The organism is Vibrio sp. 10N.261.52.C11, from assembly GCF_041471405.1.
GTDB lineage: Bacteria > Pseudomonadota > Gammaproteobacteria > Enterobacterales > Vibrionaceae > Vibrio > Vibrio crassostreae_C.
The window spans coordinates 1-19,132 of the sequence record NZ_JBFROI010000035.1 but is presented as its reverse complement, the minus strand read 5'-3'; the positions used below and the strand labels follow the sequence as shown (position 1 = coordinate 19,132).

Genomic DNA, 19,132 nt, shown 5'->3' with positions numbered 1-19,132 from the left:
AACATCAATGGAATGACGAACATAATAAAAGAAAGAAGGATAAGCACAGTGGATTACCCAATCTCTACAGATGCCCTCAAAGATAAAGTAATTTTGGTTACAGGTGCCGGTGCTGGCATTGGTCGCCAAGCTGCACTAAGCTTCGCTCAACATGGCGCAACTGTCATTCTGTTAGGCCGCAATGTTAAAAACCTAGAATTCATTTACGATGAAATCGAAAGCGCTGGTTACCCGCAGCCTGCAATTATCCCATTGGATTTAAAAGGTGCGACAAAGCAGAACTACGTTGATATGGCTGAAACCATTCAATCACAGTTCGGTCGTTTAGACGGCCTACTTCATAATGCTGGCGTTCTTGGCACTCTGAGCCCGTTTGAGCAGATTGATGAAGAAACCTTTGATGATGTTATGCAGATCAATGTGAAGTCTGAGTTCTTGATGACTCAAGCTCTGCTACCTGCACTTAAAAAAGCAGAAGCAGGTCGTATCGTATTTACCTCTTCAACGGTTGGTCACTCTGGCCGTGCATTCTGGGGCACTTACGCAATTTCTAAGTTTGCTACCGAAGGTATGATGCAGATCCTAGCGGACGAGCTTGAAGACACGAACATCCGTGTTAACGCAATCAATCCAGGCGGCACTCAAACACGTATGCGTGCAAAAGCGTACCCAGGAGAAGATGCGAATAAGCTAAAAACGCCACTCGACATCATCCCACTGTACCTACACTTAATGAACCCAAGTGTGACAGACATTAATGGCCAATGTATCGATGCTCAACCTAAGTAACTTGATATCATTGACCAATAGTAAAAAGTCGCTTCCATAGCGGCTTTTTTTGTATCTAAATCAATCAACTAACACTGATACCAATCGTAGTAAATAACTGGTCATCCTAGCTTGTTAAAACACTCGATAACGGCGTTAGAAATTTTGATTGTAGAATAACTACTTATCGAAAATTTCTGCCTTGTTCTCAAGCATTTTTCCTGCGCTATTTATGATCACTTACTTACTGTGATTGGTATTATTCCCCTAATTTTCGTCATTTTGCTTTGCATCTTTTCCATTGTTAAATATACTGTATAAATATACAGGTATTTAATTATGCATGAACTAATAAAAAACTTACAAGACCGCCAGCTAATCTGGAAAGGGTTACAATCAACAACGCAAGGAAGCACCACTTCAACAGGCTATCCTCAACTGGATAAACAGCTTGATGGCGGCTTCCCGACGCACGGCGTTATTGAAGTTGAATCACAACAAGGGATCGGCGAGCTTCGCCTACTGACGCCCTATTTATCTCAACAAAACTCGCAAAAACTGGCCATATTCATTAACCCGCCAGGGAAGATCTGTGCTGAGTTTTTTAACAGCCAAGGCATTGAATTAGAAAACATTCTCGTTATCCAGCCTCAACGCGATCTCGATGCGTTGTGGGCAGCTGAGCAGTGCCTCAAAAGCGGCGCTTGTCACTCTGTATTGCTATGGGGAGCCGATCTAGAAATACACCAAACAAAGCGCCTACAAGCAGCCAGTGAAACCGGTAAGTGCCTGCAGTTTCACTTTAAAGCCACCAGCCATAATCAATTATCCCTGCCCGTTTCCTTAAGCATGAAACTCTCTTCTCACGCGCAGGGATTAAAGGTTGAAGTGACTAAGAGAAAAGGCAGCTGGTCGTATGGCAGCTTTATTCTAGACATGACACACTACTGGCCGTTACTCACAGAGAAAGTCGTTTATGAAGACAATTCAGACCGCGCTTTGTCTGGTAACACTGTGCTGGCTTTTCCTATTGCGAAGCAAGGCTAACGTATGTTGTGGCTTTATCTGCACTTTCCATCTCTGCAGTTGGATACCTTGTTTAACTCTAATGAATTGGGTTCGAGCGAAGACTCACGCGAACAACCCATTATCATCGTGGATGAAAAAGATCACCGAGTACTGCAAGCAAACCCAGTTGCGTTGCAATCGGGAATTTCACTTGGTACGGGCTTAGGATCTGCGGCGGCGCTGTGTCACAACTTACACGTCCACCCTTACAGTATTGAACTGGAGAAAAGTAAGCTCAAAGAGATCGCTCAATGGGCGTATTTGGTCACTTCCGACATGGCGTTATTGCCACCTAATGGTTTGTTGATTAAAGCCTCTAACATGCTGTCACTTTACGACGGGCTAGATAACTACTGGCATGAGCTCAAAAGCCACTTAGAAACGCTCAATATCCAGTTCAGCTTCGCTACGGGTTATTCGCCGCTTTCTGCGATCCTTTTGGGTAAGCAAGCGATCAACCAAGCAACAAACAATATTGAGCAGATGAAAACTTGGGTCAATCAACAAGCATTGAATTCCAGTGAGCTACCGACCAAGCAAGTTGAACGCCTGAACCGTGTCGGTATCAACATCGTTGAAGATCTATTAAAGCTGCCTTTGCAAGAGGTCGCACGCCGCTTTGATATCGACTTGGTCAATTATGTCGGTCGCCTAAACGGCCAGTTCAAGCACCCAATTGATTTCTATCACCCACCAGAGAATTTCCAGCAATATTTGGAGCTGTTGTTTGATATTGAAAACATCCTATTTATCGAAAAGCCGTTGCTGAAATTACTGAATCAACTCGAGTGTTTTTTGAAGCTACGTGACAGAGTCGCGTTTGAGCTAACACTGACTCTGCACCTTAGAGATAAAGACGATCACCCGGTCTCTTTTTATTCGGCACAAGGTGATTACCTTGCAGAAAAATGGGCGAACCTTACTCATCTCACCTTAGAGTCACTCAAGCTCACAGCACCGGTTCAAGGGCTGACCCTCAGCTTGGTTCGTCATGGAGAACCCCAAATGGCCTACCATGATCTTTTTGATGGTAATACCGGAACACTTGCCGCGTTAGATTTGCTCTCATTACTGCAAGCAAAGCTTGGGCAGGCCTGTATTAAAACACCGAAAATACAGCACGACCCAAGGCCAGAAAAGGCCAATCAGTATTCGCTCCCAACACTGAGTAAATCTGTGGCAAAAAGGCAAACGCCCCCAGAGAGCGAGCAACAAACCATAGCTCTTAGCGTCGATCAACAACGACTCCGGCCCAGTATTTTACTGCCAGAGCCCGAAGCCTTAACCGAAAGCGTCACCTTGTCTCAAGGCCCTGAACGTATTGTGTCTGGCTGGTGGGACGGAGAGAAGATCATTCGTGACTACTTTATTGCTCACAGTGAAAACGGTCGGTGGTTATGGGTCTTTAGAACGCCAGATAAGCAGTGGTTTTTGCACGGCTTATTTAGCTAGTCTGTTCTACTGATTCAATTTCAGCGTCCCTTTTCAATCATGTTCACTCGCAATGGTTAAGTGAGATTACGTTATGTCTCAGCAATACTCAGAGCTATTTTGCCAAAGCAATTACTCCTTCCTTAAGGGAGCCTCACACGCAGAGGAGCTTGTTTTACAGGCCGATTTCTTGCGTTACAAAGCACTCGCGGTTACTGATGAGTGCTCAGTCGCGGGCATCGTTAAGGTTCACTCTGCGATCAAGCAACATAAACTGTCGCTCAAGCAAATTGTCGGGAGCATGTTTTGGCTAAATGAAGAGTGCCAAGTGGTCTTGATATGCCCAAACAGACAAGCCTACGCCGAGCTGTGCCGTATTATTACCAACGCGAGACGTCGTAGCAGCAAGGGACATTATCAGCTCTCTGAGTGGGACATCATGTCAGCTAAGCACTGCTTTATTCTTTGGCTTCCTCAACAGAAAAATGAAGACGCACACTGGGGGCAATGGCTCTCCCAGCATCATTCAGGTCGGTTGTGGATTGGCTTACAAAGACACCTAAAGCAAACCGACCAGCAGTACACAGATTACTGCGTTGAGCTGTCACAACATCACCAACTGCCGATTACAGCTTGTGGTGGTGTGTTGATGCACAATGCGAATCGCTTACCCTTGCAGCACTCACTCACTGCGATAAAGTACCAAAAGCCCATTACCGAAGTGGGCAGTCACTTACTCGCTAATGCCGAGCGCTGTTTACGGAGTATCAATAAGCTCTCTCATATCTTCAAAGCGGAGTGGCTAGAAGAGAGCAACCGTATCGCTGAGCTGTGTGAGTTTGATTTAGATAGCTTACGCTACGAATATCCCAGTGAGCTGATTCCTCAAGGTGAGACGCCCATGAGTTATCTGCGCATGTTGGTCGAAAAAGGAAAACAGACTCGCTTCCCACAAGGTGTACCTAACGACATCCAACAAATCATAGATAAAGAATTGGGATTAATTGACGAGCTTGACTACCCTTTCTTTTTTCTCACCATTCATGACATCGTGATGTTTGCCAAAAGCCAAGGCATTCTTTACCAAGGTCGAGGTTCAGCGGCCAATTCCGTGGTCTGTTACTGCTTAGAAATCACCTCTGTCGACCCAAGACAGATCTCGGTGCTGTTTGAGCGTTTCATCAGTAAAGAGCGCGATGAGCCGCCTGATATTGATGTCGATTTTGAACACGAACGTCGTGAAGAAGTCATCCAATACATCTATAAAAAATACGGTAGAGAACGGGCTGCACTTGCTGCAACAGTCATCTCTTATCGCTTCAAAAGTGCGGTGAGAGATGTGGGGAAAGCATTAGGGCTACAAGAAACTCAGCTCGACTACTTCATCAAGAACACCAATCGCAGGGACAAAAGCTTAGGTTGGCAGGCTCAGCTCACTCAATTAGGGCTACAACCTGATTCTTTGAAGGGGCAGCAGTTTATCCACTTGGTGAATGAGATTATCGGCTTCCCACGTCACTTATCTCAACATGTCGGTGGCTTTGTCATATCCTCAGGGCCTTTGTATGAGCTGGTTCCCGTCGAAAATGCAGCGATGCACGATCGAACCATTATCCAATGGGATAAGGATGATCTAGAAACCTTAGGCTTGCTGAAAGTTGATGTGCTCGCGTTGGGTATGCTCTCTGCGATTCGTAAATGTTTCGACCTGATCAAACGTATTCACGGGCGATCACTGACCATTGCTGAGATCACTCGCCTTAAGGACGATCCTCAGGTTTACGGCATGATTCAGCGAGCAGACACAGTCGGGATATTCCAAATTGAGTCACGCGCACAAATGAGCATGCTGCCAAGGCTTAAACCGAAGACTTATTACGACTTGGTGATTCAAATCGCTATCGTACGCCCAGGCCCTATTCAGGGTGATATGGTGCATCCGTTTCTCAAGCGTCGAGATGGCATTGAGCCAATCAGTTATCCATCTAAAGACGTGGAATCAGTACTGTCGCGCACCTTAGGTGTACCGATATTCCAAGAGCAAGTGATCAAACTCGCGATGGTCGCTGCAGGGTTCACAGGCGGAGAAGCAGATCAACTCAGACGGGCAATGGCCGCTTGGAAGAAAAATGGCAACGTCTTTAAGTTTAAAAACAAACTCATCGAAGGAATGCAAAAGCGCGGCTATGAGACAGAGTTTGCTGAGCAGATCTTTAAACAGATATGCGGCTTTGGCGAGTACGGTTTTCCTGAAAGCCACTCCGCTTCGTTTGCGGTGTTAGCGTATTGCTCCGCTTGGTTGAAATGCTACTACCCAGAGTGCTTCTACGCTTCTCTGTTGAATAGCCAACCGATGGGGTTTTATAGCCCTTCACAGTTGGTACAAGACGCACAACGACACAATGTGGTGATACTTCCGGTATGTGTGAACGCTTCTCAAAACGACCACACGGTTGCCCCTCATCAGAATGGTCTAGCGATTCGCTTAGGGCTGCGACAAATCAAAGGATTCAGCGAGCATGGAATTCAAAGCGTGCTCGCCAATCGCCCACAATCCGGTTATCGCCACCCTAGTCAGGTCAAACAGTTATCGATGAATAAGAAAGATATCGAGCTACTGGCATCAGCCAATGCGCTACATAACGTTTCTGGTGACCGCTTCCAGACTCGCTGGGCGATCATGGACTCGGCGTCGGATTTACCTCTGTTTAGCCAAGCCTATGACGATGCTGAGGCAGGGCATGACGAACATGTACTGCACAAGCCCAACGAGATGCAAGATCTACTCGAAGACTTCACCAGTGTCGGAATTTCATTGAACAAGCACCCCATCACTTTGCTCGAAGAAGCGGGACGACTAGGTCGATTCACACACATGAAAGATTTAATACAGCAAAGACACAAATCTATGGTCACCGTTGTCGGATTAGTCACAGGAAAACAATCTCCCGGCACCGCGGCAGGTGTCACCTTTGTCACGCTAGAAGATAGCTCTGGTAATATTAATGTCGTGGTATGGGGAGCAACCGCACGCGCTCAACAGCAAGCTTATCTCACAGCCAAGGCGTTAAAAGTACAAGGGATATTAGAAAAAGAAGGTGAAGTCGTGCATGTTATCGCGGGAAAACTTATCGATATTACCGATGAAATTGTTAGCTTGAAAACCAAATCTCGGGATTTTCATTAGCGAAGTACCAACTGGTCTCAACCGGTCATTGGCTAAAGAAACGAGAGAAAGAAAAACGAAAAAGGGAAGCATCCGCTTCCCTTCAATTCCAGTTGTTGAGTTATGACTCAACTTCAGCTTCCGTACGTCTTTTCTTAAATTCCCTATACAGTAATAAGCTCAAAGTCATGACGACTTTAGACGTTAACCATATCATTAAGAGGAACTACCTTAGATTGTGTGTGAAAAGTTACGCTAGTAGTTGAGCATATTTCGTTAAGAAAAATATGCTGCGTGAATATTAGCAAGCGCTTTCTATAAGGTCACTCAAAACAAACCGTACAGCAGCATTAATTATAAAATCTGACGCATTCGCTCTTGAGTCACTTCAACCAAGAGGTCTGGCTGGAACTTAGAAATAAAGCGGTTACACCCTACTTTCTCAACCATAGCTTCATTAAAACTTCCACTTAATGAAGTATTTAGCGTGATGAATAGGTCATGCATTCTTGGGTCAGTACGTACTTCGTGTGTCAGCTTGTAGCCGTCCATTTCAGGCATTTCAGCATCGGTGATCATCAACAATATTTCTTGATTGATGTCTTTGCCTTCATCACACCAGCCCTTAAGTAAGGTCAGTGCTTCTAAGCCATCACAACACTCAATAATGTTCAAACCCAACTGCGACAAGGTGCCTTTGATCTGGTTACGCGCTGTTGAAGAGTCATCAACGATAAGCACATTGCGTCCTATCATCTCCTGAGCTAATTGTTCATCTAAAACGCCTTCAGAGATCGAGACATCGTAATCAATGATCTCAGCCAACACTTTCTCAACATCGATGATCTCGACGATCTTGTGCTGCTCTTCTTCTTGAATATGCGTAATAGCGGTTAGGTAGTTTGCACGGCCTGTTGTCTTTGGCGGCGGCTGGATTTCTGTCCATGTCGTGTTCACGATATTACGAACTTGCCCAACCAAGAAACCTTGTACGGTTCGGTTGTATTCCGTAATAATCAGGTTGCTCTCTTGAGACTCCGCACGAGATGGCGGAAAGCCAATGGCACTGCGTAAATCGATAACAGGCACCGATTCACCACGTAAAGACGCAACACCCGTAATATGATGATGAGAGCCCGGTAAGCGAGTGAGTACTGGCACTTTGAGGACTTCTTTCACTTTAAATACGTTAATCGCAAATAGTTGACGACTATTTAAGCTGAATAACAAGAGTTCCAGACGGTTTTCACCGACCAGTTTGGTTCTCTGATCAACCGAATTTAAAACGCCAGACATACAACACCTTAGTGACAAATAATAACTGTGGCTACAATAGCCTACTTCAATAGGTTAAAGCAAAGCGCCAATGCACAGAATGCTTAAACTAAGTACAACAAATGATGTTATACAAAGCTTAAGTACATGGAAAGGTTCAAGGTAAGGCTACAAGACGAGAAAAAGGGGTTAACCTTCAATAACTTTCATTAACAGTTGGCCATCGTATAAGGCCTGCTTGATGAGCGCAGCACCTGGCATGGTTGCCTGCTTATAAAAACGAGATTCCACCAGCTCTAAGTCTTTATGGTAAACCGATAGACTCTGCTCTTCGATACACTTTTGAATCGCCGGGTATAACACGCTCTTCGCCTGATTGATAACACCACCCACCAAGATTTTCTCTGGGTTGAACAGGTTAATCACAATCGCAATCGCAGAACCTAGATAACGGCCTAACTGTTCAATCACTTCGACAGCCAGCGGATCCCCATTAGCAGCGGCAGCACAGATCTGTTCAATAGTGACGTCTTCAACCACCGTTAGCGTTGATTCTTCACCATTTACCAATCGCTCTTTGACTTGCTCACGGATTGCCTGAGAACTCGCCACCGTTTCTAAACAGCCTCGATTACCACAGTGGCAAAGCTTGCCTTCCTTGTCGATCTGGATATGCCCCAACTCACCGATGTTACCGTGACGTCCTTGCAGAACGCGACCATCAAGAATGATCCCGGCACCTAAACCGTGGTGAATCGAGATAAGAACAGAGTTGTCGTTGTCTTGTGAGTTACCAAACAGCTTTTCTGCTAATGCCCACGCTCGGGTATCATTGGCAATAAAGACTGGCAAACCGGTTTCTTTGTAGATCTCCGGCCCCAACGCTAAGTTTTCAACGTTATAGTGCGGCATCTGCAACACAATACCTTGCTCTGAATTCACCAGACCTGGCAGTGTGATAGCGATACTCGTCACCCTGTCGAGTTGCTCGGCATAGGTTTGGAAGAACTCATCGATTTCATGGAGAAGACGCGCAAGCACATCGTCTTGATCACGTTCATGGATATCAATCTTGGTATCGATAAGCACGTCGCCGCCCAATTCATGGAGCGCGATCGTCAAGTATCCGCGACCAAGACGCATCGACAAAAATTGCCAACCTTCGTTATTGGTTTGCAGACCGACAGCAGGACGCCCACGAGTCGTGGCTTCTTGAACCGTCGTTTCGTGAATAAGGTGAGCTTCAATGAGTTCACGGGTAATTTTAGTAATACTCGCCGGAGCCAACTCACTTTGCTTGGACAGATCGATACGAGAAATAGGACCTTTAAGGTCAATTAGTTTATATACACGACCAGCATTGACCTGTTTGATATGATCAATATGGCCCGGTTGAGCCATGTACATTTTACGCTCCAGAAATCATCAACGAGGTAATTTTTTTACTTTGCGAAGTAATTGTGAAGTCACTTGGTATATCGCCGTGACCAGTATCACGTATATACATGAATCTTTGTGTATCGAGTCAAATAGTTCGAGGAAAATTAACACCCACATCGATAATTTGCGACTTAATTTTCAGAGTAAAACATTGCGTTTGAGCCCTGAATTCAATAATTAAAGGCAAATCAAGAAATATCCTCCTAGCTCCCAATAAATTATCAATTAATGCATATACTTAATTCAGTCTTTTAAAAGATTACTTGGCCTCACTCTAGGAGTATTCATGACAGCCGAATTAAGAAAAACGAAAATCGTCACAACGCTAGGCCCTTCTACTGATAAAGGTAACGTGCTTGAAGAGATCATCAAAGCCGGTGCCAATATAGTCCGTATGAACTTCTCTCACGGCACCAGCGACGACCATATACAACGCGCAGAAAAAGTCAGAGCAATAGCAAAAAGACACGGTACTCAAATCGCCATTCTCGGAGACTTACAAGGTCCCAAGATTCGTGTGTCGACATTCAAAGATGGCAAAATCCAACTTGCCGTAGGCGACCTGTTCACTCTCGATAGCAGCCTAGGTTTAGGTGAAGGCAATCAAGAAGCCGTTGGCCTTGATTACAAAGAACTGCCTAACGACGTATCCGCCGGCGATATACTGTTGCTTGACGATGGTCGTGTTCAACTCAAAGTAACCAAAGTGGAAGGCTGTCGCGTTCATACCGAAGTCATCATTGGCGGCCCACTCTCAAATAACAAAGGCATCAACAAAAAAGGGGGTGGCCTTTCCGCAGAAGCGCTAACAGAAAAAGACAAGCGCGACATCGTCACCGCCGCACAAATCAAAGTGGATTACCTAGCGGTGTCTTTCCCTCGTAATGGTGAAGACATGCACTATGCTCGTCAGCTTGCACGAGAAGCCGGCTTAGAAGCTCACCTCGTCGCAAAAGTGGAGCGAGCAGAGACAGTAGCTACAGTTGAGAACATGGATGACATCATAATGGCCTCAGATGTGGTCATGGTGGCTCGTGGTGACCTCGGAGTGGAAATTGGCGACCCTGAGTTAGTCGGAGTACAAAAACAGCTTATACGCCGTGCCAGAGCGCTTAACCGAACTGTCATCACCGCAACTCAGATGATGGAATCAATGATTTCTGCGCCAATGCCAACCCGTGCCGAAGTTATGGATGTTGCCAACGCCGTACTCGATGGCACCGATGCTGTGATGCTGTCTGGTGAAACTGCAGCTGGTGACTACCCAGTCGAGACCGTAAAATCGATGGCTGAAGTCTGTATTGGTGCGGAAAAAATGGCAGGCATTAATAACCAATCCAATTACCGTATTGACCGCACCTTTGTTACTGCCGAAGAAACCGTTTCGATGGCGACCATCTACTCTGCAAACCATATGGAAGGCATTAAAGGCGTTGTCACTCTCACCGAGTCAGGCCGCACCGCACTGATGATGTCTCGCCTGAGTGCCGACATGCCGATCTACGCGCTGTCTCGTAACGAAGGAACGCTTAATCGCTGTACCTTATACCGAGGTGTGACACCAATCTACTTCGAGACAGAAGCCGAAGACAGCTTTGACATTGCACTATCTACACTCACTTGCTTGAAAGAGAAAGGACACCTTAAGTTTGGTGACCTAGTGATCGTCACTCAAGGCGACATTATGGATGTAGCAGGGTCAACCAACTGTATGAGAATCTTGCCTGTCACCTAATATTTGACCTTAAGGCGAAACGATTCGCCTAATCTCAAAAACTTAAAAGGGTTATCGAACCAAGTTCAATAACCCTTTTTCATTTCAGAACACGACTCACTAAAATCTGCTTAAACAGCATAACGAGCTCACAGCATGCTAGCTCATCAACTTCGGGAATTAGTTACCCGCAGCAATGGTGGCTAACTGTGGCATATGCGAGTTGCGAGCGTTTTCCGTTGAGGTATAGCTCTCCACAAATCGGTAACCGGCTTCTAAACCCAATTCGTAATCATGCAGTAAATCATCTTTATGACTCATTAATGAGCTCGATTTAAGCGTTTGACTAGGTGCTATCTGAACCACAAACGCGTCGTCTGGTGGCGAATTCAAAAAATCCTGAGTCAATGAGTAGGTCTGATAATGCACCATCAGCATGTCAGCCAACCCTGAATCAAACTTATCTCCGATTAAATGACTTAAGCGATAAATATCATCTGCACCAAATAGCCAGCGACCACCGTTCAGCAGGTCTAAATGCCCACGGTCACGCTTCTGCTCTTTTGAGCGCATAATTTGTTGTTGGAAGAAAGAGGTCCAGTCGGTTTTCCACTGTTCCACTTTCTGTTGCCAATGGCCTTGAACACTGTCGAAAGATTCGCGGAACCACTCCAGTTCTTCTGCAGATATAGGTTTAGGCGCTTTGACTGAAGATCCCTTAACTGGTGCTTCAACCAAATGGGTATTACCTTCCTCCACCACTGGCTCAGTACGAATCACCACAATAGAACGAGCTTGTCTTCGCCACGCTTCCTGAACTGGGATACACGCCGATACACCACCGTCCACATAAGCACTGTCACCAATAAAGACTTCGTCATTGTACAAGCGAGGAATAGCACAGGTCGCAATCATCACCTTGTACCAATCTTCGCCCAATAATGGGAAGTAGTGGTCTCGTAAGTCTTTGGAATCCGTTACAGCCGCATAGAAGTGGCGATCGCCTAGCGTTTGTCGCCCTAAATCCAGATCGAGCTTATATGGGTAAGCCATGATTTGTTCTAGCGCCCATTCTAATCCTAGGTTCTTTCTGTGTCGTATATAGGAAAAGAGATTGAAGAACTCTGGTGAGGTTGTGAGGTCGAGAACAAAAGAACGTCCAAGGCCTTTATCACGGCACAGATAAGCACATAAGTTGAGAGCACCTGCTGAGGTACCAAAAAATTCGTCGAAGGGGTCAAAATTTGAGAGAAGAAAGGCATCCAGCACTCCAGAAGTAAAAATACTTCTCTGTCCGCCACCTTGAGCGACCAGTGCTGTTTTTCCAGCAATAAACTTAGCGTAATAATCCAAGTCTATTGCTGTATCAATATTGGTTATAATCCCACTATTCATTATTCATTATTCATTATTCATTATTCCCTGAGTATCAAAACTCAGCCTCGCAATAGATGGTATTAACTACCAATCGCAATAAAGCCAAATGAAAGAATGATCATGTAGATAAACACGGTAATTTGTAGGGCATTTTTCAGATTATGGTCCATAGACACCTCTGGCTTATTATTAATTTGTCGAGTCTCTATTTAAGTACTATCAGGTGTGTGAAGTATCTTCAAGAATCGTCGAAATTAGTCGCACAATATTGATGTAACCATCACAATTAGTAAGTGTATGGATAAGGATATACTCATGAATAACAAAGCAAATATGATGGCACTGATTACGCTTCTCTCCGTTTCAAGCGCGTATGCTTCGCCGGAGATCATCATTACACCTATGGTAGGTTATACCGGCGGTGGCAGTGTCGAAGACCAGGACGGTAAAACCTATGACATGAAAGGCTCTGAAAATTACACCTTTGCCATTGAAACGCCACTTGAAAAAGGACGCATCGGCTTCTTCTACTCCAATCAGAGCTCGGAATTAGAAACGCTTAACCTAAGCTCCTCCATCCAATACCTGCACCTTCAAAGCAGCATCTACTACCCTGCTTCGCCTGTGTTGTCGGGTTATCTAGGGCTAGGCCTGGGTGCTTCTTACGTCGATGTAGACTGGGCAAAAGATAAGTATGGATTCTCAACTTCTATCTTTGGTGGCTTAGAGTACAAATTTAGTGACCGACTAGCGTTGAACACACAAGTACGTTGGTTAGGCACGGTTGTCGACAACGATACCTCCGGTGTTTGTAATATCCCAAATAACGGGCAAGAGTGCATCATTCGCTTTGATACCGACTGGATGAACCAATTCCAAGCCAATGTCGGACTGAGTTTTACTTTCTAAGCGGCTCAATGAAGCAAAAATATAAGATCGGCCCAAACTAAAAAACCAGCTAAATGCTGGTTTTTTCATTATTAAAACGGTTTTAGTTCAGGTTAGAACTTATAGGTAACACCTAAAGCGCCGCCCACTTGCAACTCAACACCTTTATACATATCGAGTTCAGGGTGAACTTGAGCGTAAGCATTCCAACCTTCGTAGAAATTCACTTTCACGCCTAACGGCAAGCGTAAGCCAAAGTCGTCATTCCATTCAGCCCAAGCACCAGCACCGACGTACCAGCTCAACGGAGCTTCAGTCTCGAACTGACCACGCTTCAAAATGTAATCAAAGGCAGCGCCGTCATTGCCAATCGTAGCACGGTATTTCTGATCAAATTCCACAACGACACTCAGGTCTTGGTCAATGGCGAGTCCAACTTCCAAAGCTGGAGCTTCAGAAGCTTGAGCAAACGAGGCTCCGCTGCAGCACATAAGGCCGAACAAGTAACGATGTTTCATAATATTCTCAGACTGTACTTAAAAAACGGAAGTCTACTGGAATCTCAGCAAAAGGTGTCATCGCTGGGTAAAAGATAAAAGACACGAAAAATTTGGGAACGACCATCAAATGATCGAGTTGAATGATAAGTACCTGAGTTAATGGAGATTAAGCACAATAGATCTTTCATAGAGCAGAAAACAAAAAAGGAGGCCTTTCGGCCTCCTTTCAATTTATTGAATCAGAGAATTAACCGTTGTTACGGATCCACTCATCCATGTCTGTCTTAAGGTTGTCAGACTTAGTACCGAAGATAGCTTGTACGCCACCCGCTACTACTACAACACCTGCAGCGCCTAGTTTCTTCAGCTTGTCTTGGTCAACAAGAGCTGTATCAGCTACTGCAACACGTAGACGAGTAATACAAGCGTCAAGACCAGTGATGTTCGCTTTGCCACCGAATGCAGCAACTAGCTCACCAGCAAGTTCAGAACCAGTCGCAACTGACTCTTCTTCAGTCTCGTCTTCACGGCCTGGAGTTTTAAGGTCTAGAGCTTTAATCACAGTGCGGAATACGATGTAGTAAATTGCAGCGTAAGCAATACCACATACAACCATTAGGCCCATCTTAGACGCGTGGCCAGATAGAACTAGGAAGTCGATTAGACCGTGTGAGAAAGATGTACCGTGTACAAAACCTAGAGTGTTCGCAAGAACGTATGCAGAACCAGCTAGTAGAGCGTGGATTGCGTACAGTACTGGAGCAACGAATAGGAAAGAGAATTCGATTGGTTCAGTGATACCCGTTAGGAATGAAGTCAACGCAGCAGAAGCCATGATGCCCATTACTTTAGCGCGGTTTTCAGGCTTAGCTGAGTGTGCAATCGCGATTGCAGCAGCAGGTAGACCGAACATCTTGAACATGTAACCACCAGCTAGCTGACCGAAGCCATTGCCCGCTGCACGAGATGCGTCATCAGCAACTAAGTAACAAGTAAGAACACCGTTTTGAGTTTCGCCAGCAGCGTTTACACAAGTACCAGCTTCAAAGAAGAAAGGTACGTTCCAAACGTGGTGAAGACCAAATGGAATTAGAGAACGCTCAACGATACCGTAGATACCAAACGCCACTTGTGGGTTTTGGTGAGCAGCCCAATCAGAGAACGCAGAGATAGCGCCGCCAACTGGTGGCCATACTACAGATAGTAGGATTGCTAGACCAATCGCAGAGAAACCTGTGATGATTGGCACAGCACGCTTACCAGCGAAGAAGCCAAGGTACTCTGGTAGTTGAATACGGAAGAAACGGTTGAATGCCCAAGCAGCAACACCACCGACTAGGATACCACCTAGTACACCAGTATCGATTTTATCAACGCCCATTACACCAGCCATTACGCCAAGTGTAGCAGTCATGATGCCATAACCAACGATAGCAGCTAGACCCGCTACACCATCGTTGTTAGTAAAGCCAAGTGCAACACCTACTGCGAACAGTAGTGCCATTTGACCGAATACTGAACCACCAGCTTGTTCCATTAAGTTTGAAACGATTTCTGGAATGAAAGGAAGATCTGCTGCACCGACACCTAGCAAAATACCCGCAACTGGTAAAACTGATACTGGAAGCATCAGAGACTTACCAACTTTCTGCAGGCTAGCAAAAAGGTTCTTAAACATGTTTATGCTCCTGATAAAGATAAAATAATTATATTGGGTTCTAACGGCACACCCCCGTAGCCTATATGTTAGCACCCTGCGAAAATGTAACCATGTATTGCATTATATTTTCTGCCGCTAAATATATATTGATGGGGAACTAACTTTCTAGTCACTTACGAAATTTAGTTCCAAAACACGTCTTGGATCACATGTCAAATCTAGAAATGCAATGCTTTACAAGTGTTTAATGCATTGAAATATATAAGTATTTTTCAAGAGCCCTATTATTTTACTGGGTAAATAAAATAGGAGCGAATGTTATTTTTAGTAACAAAATTACAAATGTTATAATTAGCGCTCTCAAGTTCAACATAATTCGTAAACATTAAAAAAAAACGTATTTTTGGTGATAAAAAACACAAAAAGGGAGCTTTTGCTCCCTTTTATTTCTTTACTTAGATTTTTATCGCAAAAAAAGTTTTTGGTAATTTTTGGTCGTTTGTTCGGCAACCTCTTTCATCGACACACCTTTTAATTGCGCAATGTAGGCCGCCACTTCGACGACATATGCAGGCTGATTCTGCTTTCCACGATATGGAATGGGCGCCAAGTATGGAGAATCCGTCTCGATCAGCAACCTGTTTAGCGGTAGGTTTTTAACAACTTCTTTAAGTTCTGTAGCCTGCTTAAAGGTCACAATGCCTGAAATTGAGATATAGAAACCTAGTTCCATTGCTGCTTCTGCGAATGCTTGATCTTCGGTAAAGCAGTGAATCACACCGCCACACTTCTCAGCTCCGCCATCACGTAAAATAGCTAATGTGTCTTCACGTGCGTTACGAGTGTGAATGATCAAAGGTTTATTCAGCTCAACGGCTAACTCAACATGCTGCTTAAATCGTAGCTGTTGCAGCTCCGCCGTCTCTGGTTGGTAGTGATAATCTAAACCTGTCTCTCCAATCGCCACAACCTTAGGGTTGCTCGCGTATTCACGCATTGTCTCTAGGCTGAAATCACTTTCAACATCGAGAGGGTGAACGCCACAAGAGGCTTTAACGTTATCAAACGGCGAGATCATCTCGAGCATATTTTCAAACGAATCGAGTGTCACACCGACAGAAAGCAATTGGTCTACATTAGCAGCCTTCGCCTTGTTAACCACATCTTCTACGCTGGTGTGTAAATCTTGGTAATCCAGTTTGTCTAAATGACAGTGGGAATCTACGAACATGTTTCCTCGCAAGTGGCTATCAGCCAATTCATTATGAGTAGCTCCGTATTGAGCCCAGGGTGTTGCTTTAACTGCTCAATCAATGTCAGCAGTTTATTCGATGCTGCATAAGCACTTTGATAAGACATCGCCTCACACAGTGCTTTCGCACTCGGAGTGAAAGCCTGATTCGCCAAACCAAAATGCAGCTTCTGTACATCTGACAATAGATGCCAAAGCCAGCCAAGTTGAATCAAAGGGTCTTTGCTAAGCTCTGTAGAGAACTTTAGCATGTCAGGTTGAGTGCCTTTTATCACATTCACAAAGCCATCGAGCGCTTTTGTTGAAGCTTCAACGCCACCTTGCTCAAACATCGCTTTTGCTTTTAAAGGCGCGTTGTCATTGAGTGCTAAAATATACTGCGGTACCGCTTTGCCCACTTCACCATCTAACCACGCTGATGCTGTCTCTAACTGCGGACTAACCACATTGAATTGCTGACAACGGCTAATAATAGTCGGCATTAAGCGATTACTGTTACGAGTAGACAGAATGAAGATGCACTTGCTTGATGGCTCTTCCAGAGTTTTCAATAGTGCGTTGGAAGCCGATTCGTTCATTGCTTCAGCAGGGTTAAGCAAAATAACGCGCAAGCCACCTAACTGAGAAGACTCTTGAGCCCAGCGGTTACTGGCACGCACTTGATCAACCGTGATCGACTTACCTTCTTTCTCGGGTGAGATCACATGAAAATCAGGATGACTGCCCGACTTCATTAACTCACAGCTGTGGCAAAACCCGCACGACTCGCTTTCATAGTTCGTGCACATCAATGCGTCGGTAAGTTGGCTAATCAAAGCATCAACGCCGAGCCCTTCCGGTGCATTAACAATCACAGAGTTAGGAAAACGCTCCGCATCGAGACTTTTTTTCCACTCACTCCATACAGGTGTGAGCCAAGAATACACTTCAGCCATGACTACCTACTGTTTGTCGAGCCAAGCAGTTAGCGCGACTTTAATATCAGCGGCTACTTGCTCAATTTCTTGCTGCGCGTTAATCACAAGTACAGAATCATCTTGTTCTGCAATTTCTAGATAGCGCTCACGCGTGCGGTCGAAAAATGAGATGTCCATCTTTTCAATTCTATCAAGCTCACCACGGCCTCTAGCACGCTCTAGCCCTACTCTAGGGTCTAGGTCCAAATATAGCGTTAGATCGGGTTTAAAGCCGCCTAGCGTGGTTGCTTTCAGTGATTCCATAGTCGTGCGCGCGATCTGGCGACCACCACCTTGGTATGCCTGTGAAGACATATCATGACGATCACCCAATACCCATTGACCATTGGCGAGTGCCGGCTTGATGACGTTCTCGACTAATTGAACACGTGCTGCATACATCAACAGCAATTCAGTCATGTCTTGAAGCTTCTCGCCTTCGTGCTCTTCTTTAACCAATGAACGCATCTTTTCAGCTAAGACAGTACCACCCGGCTCGCGAGTATTAACAATATCTTCAACACCCGATGCTTTTAATGTCTCAACGATGGCATTGATTGCTGTGCTTTTGCCAGCGCCTTCAAGGCCTTCAACCACGATAAATTTCGACTGATTCATAATTATTTCTTTATCTGTTTTTTCTTAATTGCTTTAAGTAAGCTCGCACTGCACGGTTATGCTCAGTCAAACTCTTTGAAAATACGTGACCACCTGTTCCACTCGCAACGAAATACAAGTAGTTGCTCTTCTCTGGATTCAACGCCGCGTTGATAGACGCTTTGCCTGCCATAGCGATAGGTGTCGGTGGCAAGCCACTCATTGTATAGGTGTTGTAAGGCGTTGGCGTGCGTAAGTCTTTCTTACGGATGTTGCCATCGTAGCTGTCACCCATGCCATAGATAACCGTTGGGTCAGTTTGCAAACGCATACGCTTGTTTAGACGGTTAACAAACACAGAAGAAACACGCTCACGTTCTGACGCAACAGCGGTCTCTTTCTCAATGATAGATGCAAGAATTAACGCTTCGTATGGCGATTTAAGAGGCAGCTTATCCGCTCGATTTTCCCACTCTTCATTCACCACGCTCATTAGGTCTCGATGCGCGCGCTTCAACAAATCTAAATCAGTGGTGCCGTAGGTGTAGTGATACGTTTCTGCTAAGAAGAGACCTTCTAGCTTTTCGTTTTCAATACCCAACTTTTCAGCGATCTCTTTTTCAGAAACGCCATCCAATGTCTGTTGAATGAATTCGTTGTCTTTTAGCTGAACAAGCCATTCGTCAAAACGACTGCCTTCAACAAAGGTAATAGTAAACTGGTGTTCTTTCCCTTCTACAAGCACCTGTAGCGCTTGCTCTAAGGTTAAACCCGGTTCAAGCAGGAAAGTACCCGCTTTTACGTCTACAAGCTCAGGATGTAACTTACGGATTAATTTCTCGTAAGGAGAAGCCTCAAACAGCCCCTCGTTAATCAACTGGGCTAGAACGCGGTTAAAGCTGCTACCTGAAGCAACAGTCACGACTTGTGGTTTTTCTAATTGAATAACTTGTTTCAGGTTATCTTGCGCTTGGTTGTAAACATAAAAACCAGCAGCACCGGCTGCAATTAAGCACAAGATAATAAAAATAAATAACTTT

16 protein-coding genes are annotated in these 19,132 nt (G+C 45.0%); 6 read left to right on the top strand and 10 right to left on the bottom strand.

The window, feature by feature from the left end; translation table 11 throughout:
- Positions 1 to 48 precede the first annotated feature (48 nt).
- The 4 genes from AB4323_RS14250 to AB4323_RS14235 all read left to right on the top strand — a co-directional run bounded on the left by AB4323_RS14250 (position 49) and on the right by AB4323_RS14235 (position 6,454).
- Complete coding sequence (locus tag AB4323_RS14250) at positions 49 to 789, top strand: YciK family oxidoreductase (protein WP_017062135.1); 741 nt, start codon at positions 49 to 51, stop codon at positions 787 to 789.
- A 318-nt stretch (positions 790 to 1,107) separates the two neighbouring features.
- Positions 1,108 to 1,815: a translesion DNA synthesis-associated protein ImuA gene (gene imuA, locus AB4323_RS14245; protein ID WP_017063488.1), complete on the top strand. Its 708-nt coding sequence runs from the start codon at positions 1,108 to 1,110 to the stop codon at positions 1,813 to 1,815.
- Between the two features lie 3 nt (positions 1,816 to 1,818).
- Positions 1,819 to 3,288, top strand: a complete 1,470-nt coding sequence (locus tag AB4323_RS14240) for a DNA polymerase Y family protein (RefSeq protein WP_372152765.1) — start codon at positions 1,819 to 1,821, stop codon at positions 3,286 to 3,288.
- A 73-nt stretch (positions 3,289 to 3,361) separates the two neighbouring features.
- Complete coding sequence (locus AB4323_RS14235; protein WP_372152764.1) at positions 3,362 to 6,454, top strand: error-prone DNA polymerase; 3,093 nt, start codon at positions 3,362 to 3,364, stop codon at positions 6,452 to 6,454.
- A 333-nt stretch (positions 6,455 to 6,787) separates the two neighbouring features.
- Here the strand turns inward: AB4323_RS14235 and AB4323_RS14230 are convergent, their stop codons facing one another.
- Together AB4323_RS14230 and AB4323_RS14225 are read right to left on the bottom strand one after the other, a co-directional pair.
- Complete coding sequence (locus AB4323_RS14230; RefSeq protein ID WP_017062139.1) at positions 6,788 to 7,729, bottom strand: chemotaxis protein CheV; 942 nt, start codon at positions 7,727 to 7,729, stop codon at positions 6,788 to 6,790.
- A 168-nt stretch (positions 7,730 to 7,897) separates the two neighbouring features.
- Positions 7,898 to 9,115 (bottom strand): ROK family protein, encoded by a 1,218-nt coding sequence (locus tag AB4323_RS14225; protein ID WP_372152762.1) that lies wholly within the window; start codon positions 9,113 to 9,115, stop codon positions 7,898 to 7,900.
- Positions 9,116 to 9,434: 319 nt separating this feature from the next.
- Between AB4323_RS14225 and pyk the strand changes: the two genes are divergently transcribed.
- Positions 9,435 to 10,883, top strand: coding sequence for a pyruvate kinase (pyk, locus tag AB4323_RS14220; RefSeq protein ID WP_017062141.1), 1,449 nt, complete (start codon positions 9,435 to 9,437; stop codon positions 10,881 to 10,883).
- A gap of 159 nt (positions 10,884 to 11,042) precedes the next feature.
- On the opposite strand, the gene AB4323_RS14215 is transcribed toward pyk, so the two are convergent.
- On the bottom strand, positions 11,043 to 12,257 hold the full coding sequence (locus AB4323_RS14215) for a patatin family protein (protein ID WP_372134782.1): 1,215 nt from the start codon (positions 12,255 to 12,257) through the stop codon (positions 11,043 to 11,045).
- A gap of 62 nt (positions 12,258 to 12,319) precedes the next feature.
- Entirely contained in the window at positions 12,320 to 12,409 is a 90-nt protein-coding gene (locus tag AB4323_RS14210) for a YnhF family membrane protein (protein WP_100214626.1), read from the bottom strand.
- Positions 12,410 to 12,554: 145 nt separating this feature from the next.
- Between AB4323_RS14210 and AB4323_RS14205 the strand changes: the two genes are divergently transcribed.
- Entirely contained in the window at positions 12,555 to 13,148 is a 594-nt protein-coding gene (locus AB4323_RS14205) for an outer membrane beta-barrel protein (protein WP_017067207.1), read from the top strand.
- Between the two features lie 92 nt (positions 13,149 to 13,240).
- Here the strand turns inward: AB4323_RS14205 and AB4323_RS14200 are convergent, their stop codons facing one another.
- The 6 genes from AB4323_RS14200 to mltG form a co-directional block, all read right to left on the bottom strand.
- A complete protein-coding gene (locus AB4323_RS14200; RefSeq protein WP_372102488.1) occupies positions 13,241 to 13,645 on the bottom strand; it encodes a hypothetical protein in 405 nt (134 codons plus the stop codon).
- A 229-nt stretch (positions 13,646 to 13,874) separates the two neighbouring features.
- Complete coding sequence (gene ptsG, locus AB4323_RS14195) at positions 13,875 to 15,305, bottom strand: PTS glucose transporter subunit IIBC (protein WP_102332502.1); 1,431 nt, start codon at positions 15,303 to 15,305, stop codon at positions 13,875 to 13,877.
- Between the two features lie 445 nt (positions 15,306 to 15,750).
- Positions 15,751 to 16,518 (bottom strand): TatD family hydrolase, encoded by a 768-nt coding sequence (locus AB4323_RS14190; protein WP_017063483.1) that lies wholly within the window; start codon positions 16,516 to 16,518, stop codon positions 15,751 to 15,753.
- Positions 16,509 to 17,474: a DNA polymerase III subunit delta' gene (locus AB4323_RS14185; protein ID WP_017062147.1), complete on the bottom strand. Its 966-nt coding sequence runs from the start codon at positions 17,472 to 17,474 to the stop codon at positions 16,509 to 16,511. Before AB4323_RS14185 ends, AB4323_RS14190 begins: the two co-directional genes overlap by 10 nt.
- A gap of 6 nt (positions 17,475 to 17,480) precedes the next feature.
- On the bottom strand, positions 17,481 to 18,113 hold the full coding sequence (gene tmk, locus AB4323_RS14180; RefSeq protein ID WP_017062148.1) for a dTMP kinase: 633 nt from the start codon (positions 18,111 to 18,113) through the stop codon (positions 17,481 to 17,483).
- Positions 18,114 to 18,123: 10 nt separating this feature from the next.
- A partial coding sequence (mltG, locus tag AB4323_RS14175) for an endolytic transglycosylase MltG (RefSeq protein ID WP_372152760.1) occupies positions 18,124 to 19,132 on the bottom strand: 1,009 nt, incomplete at its 5' end.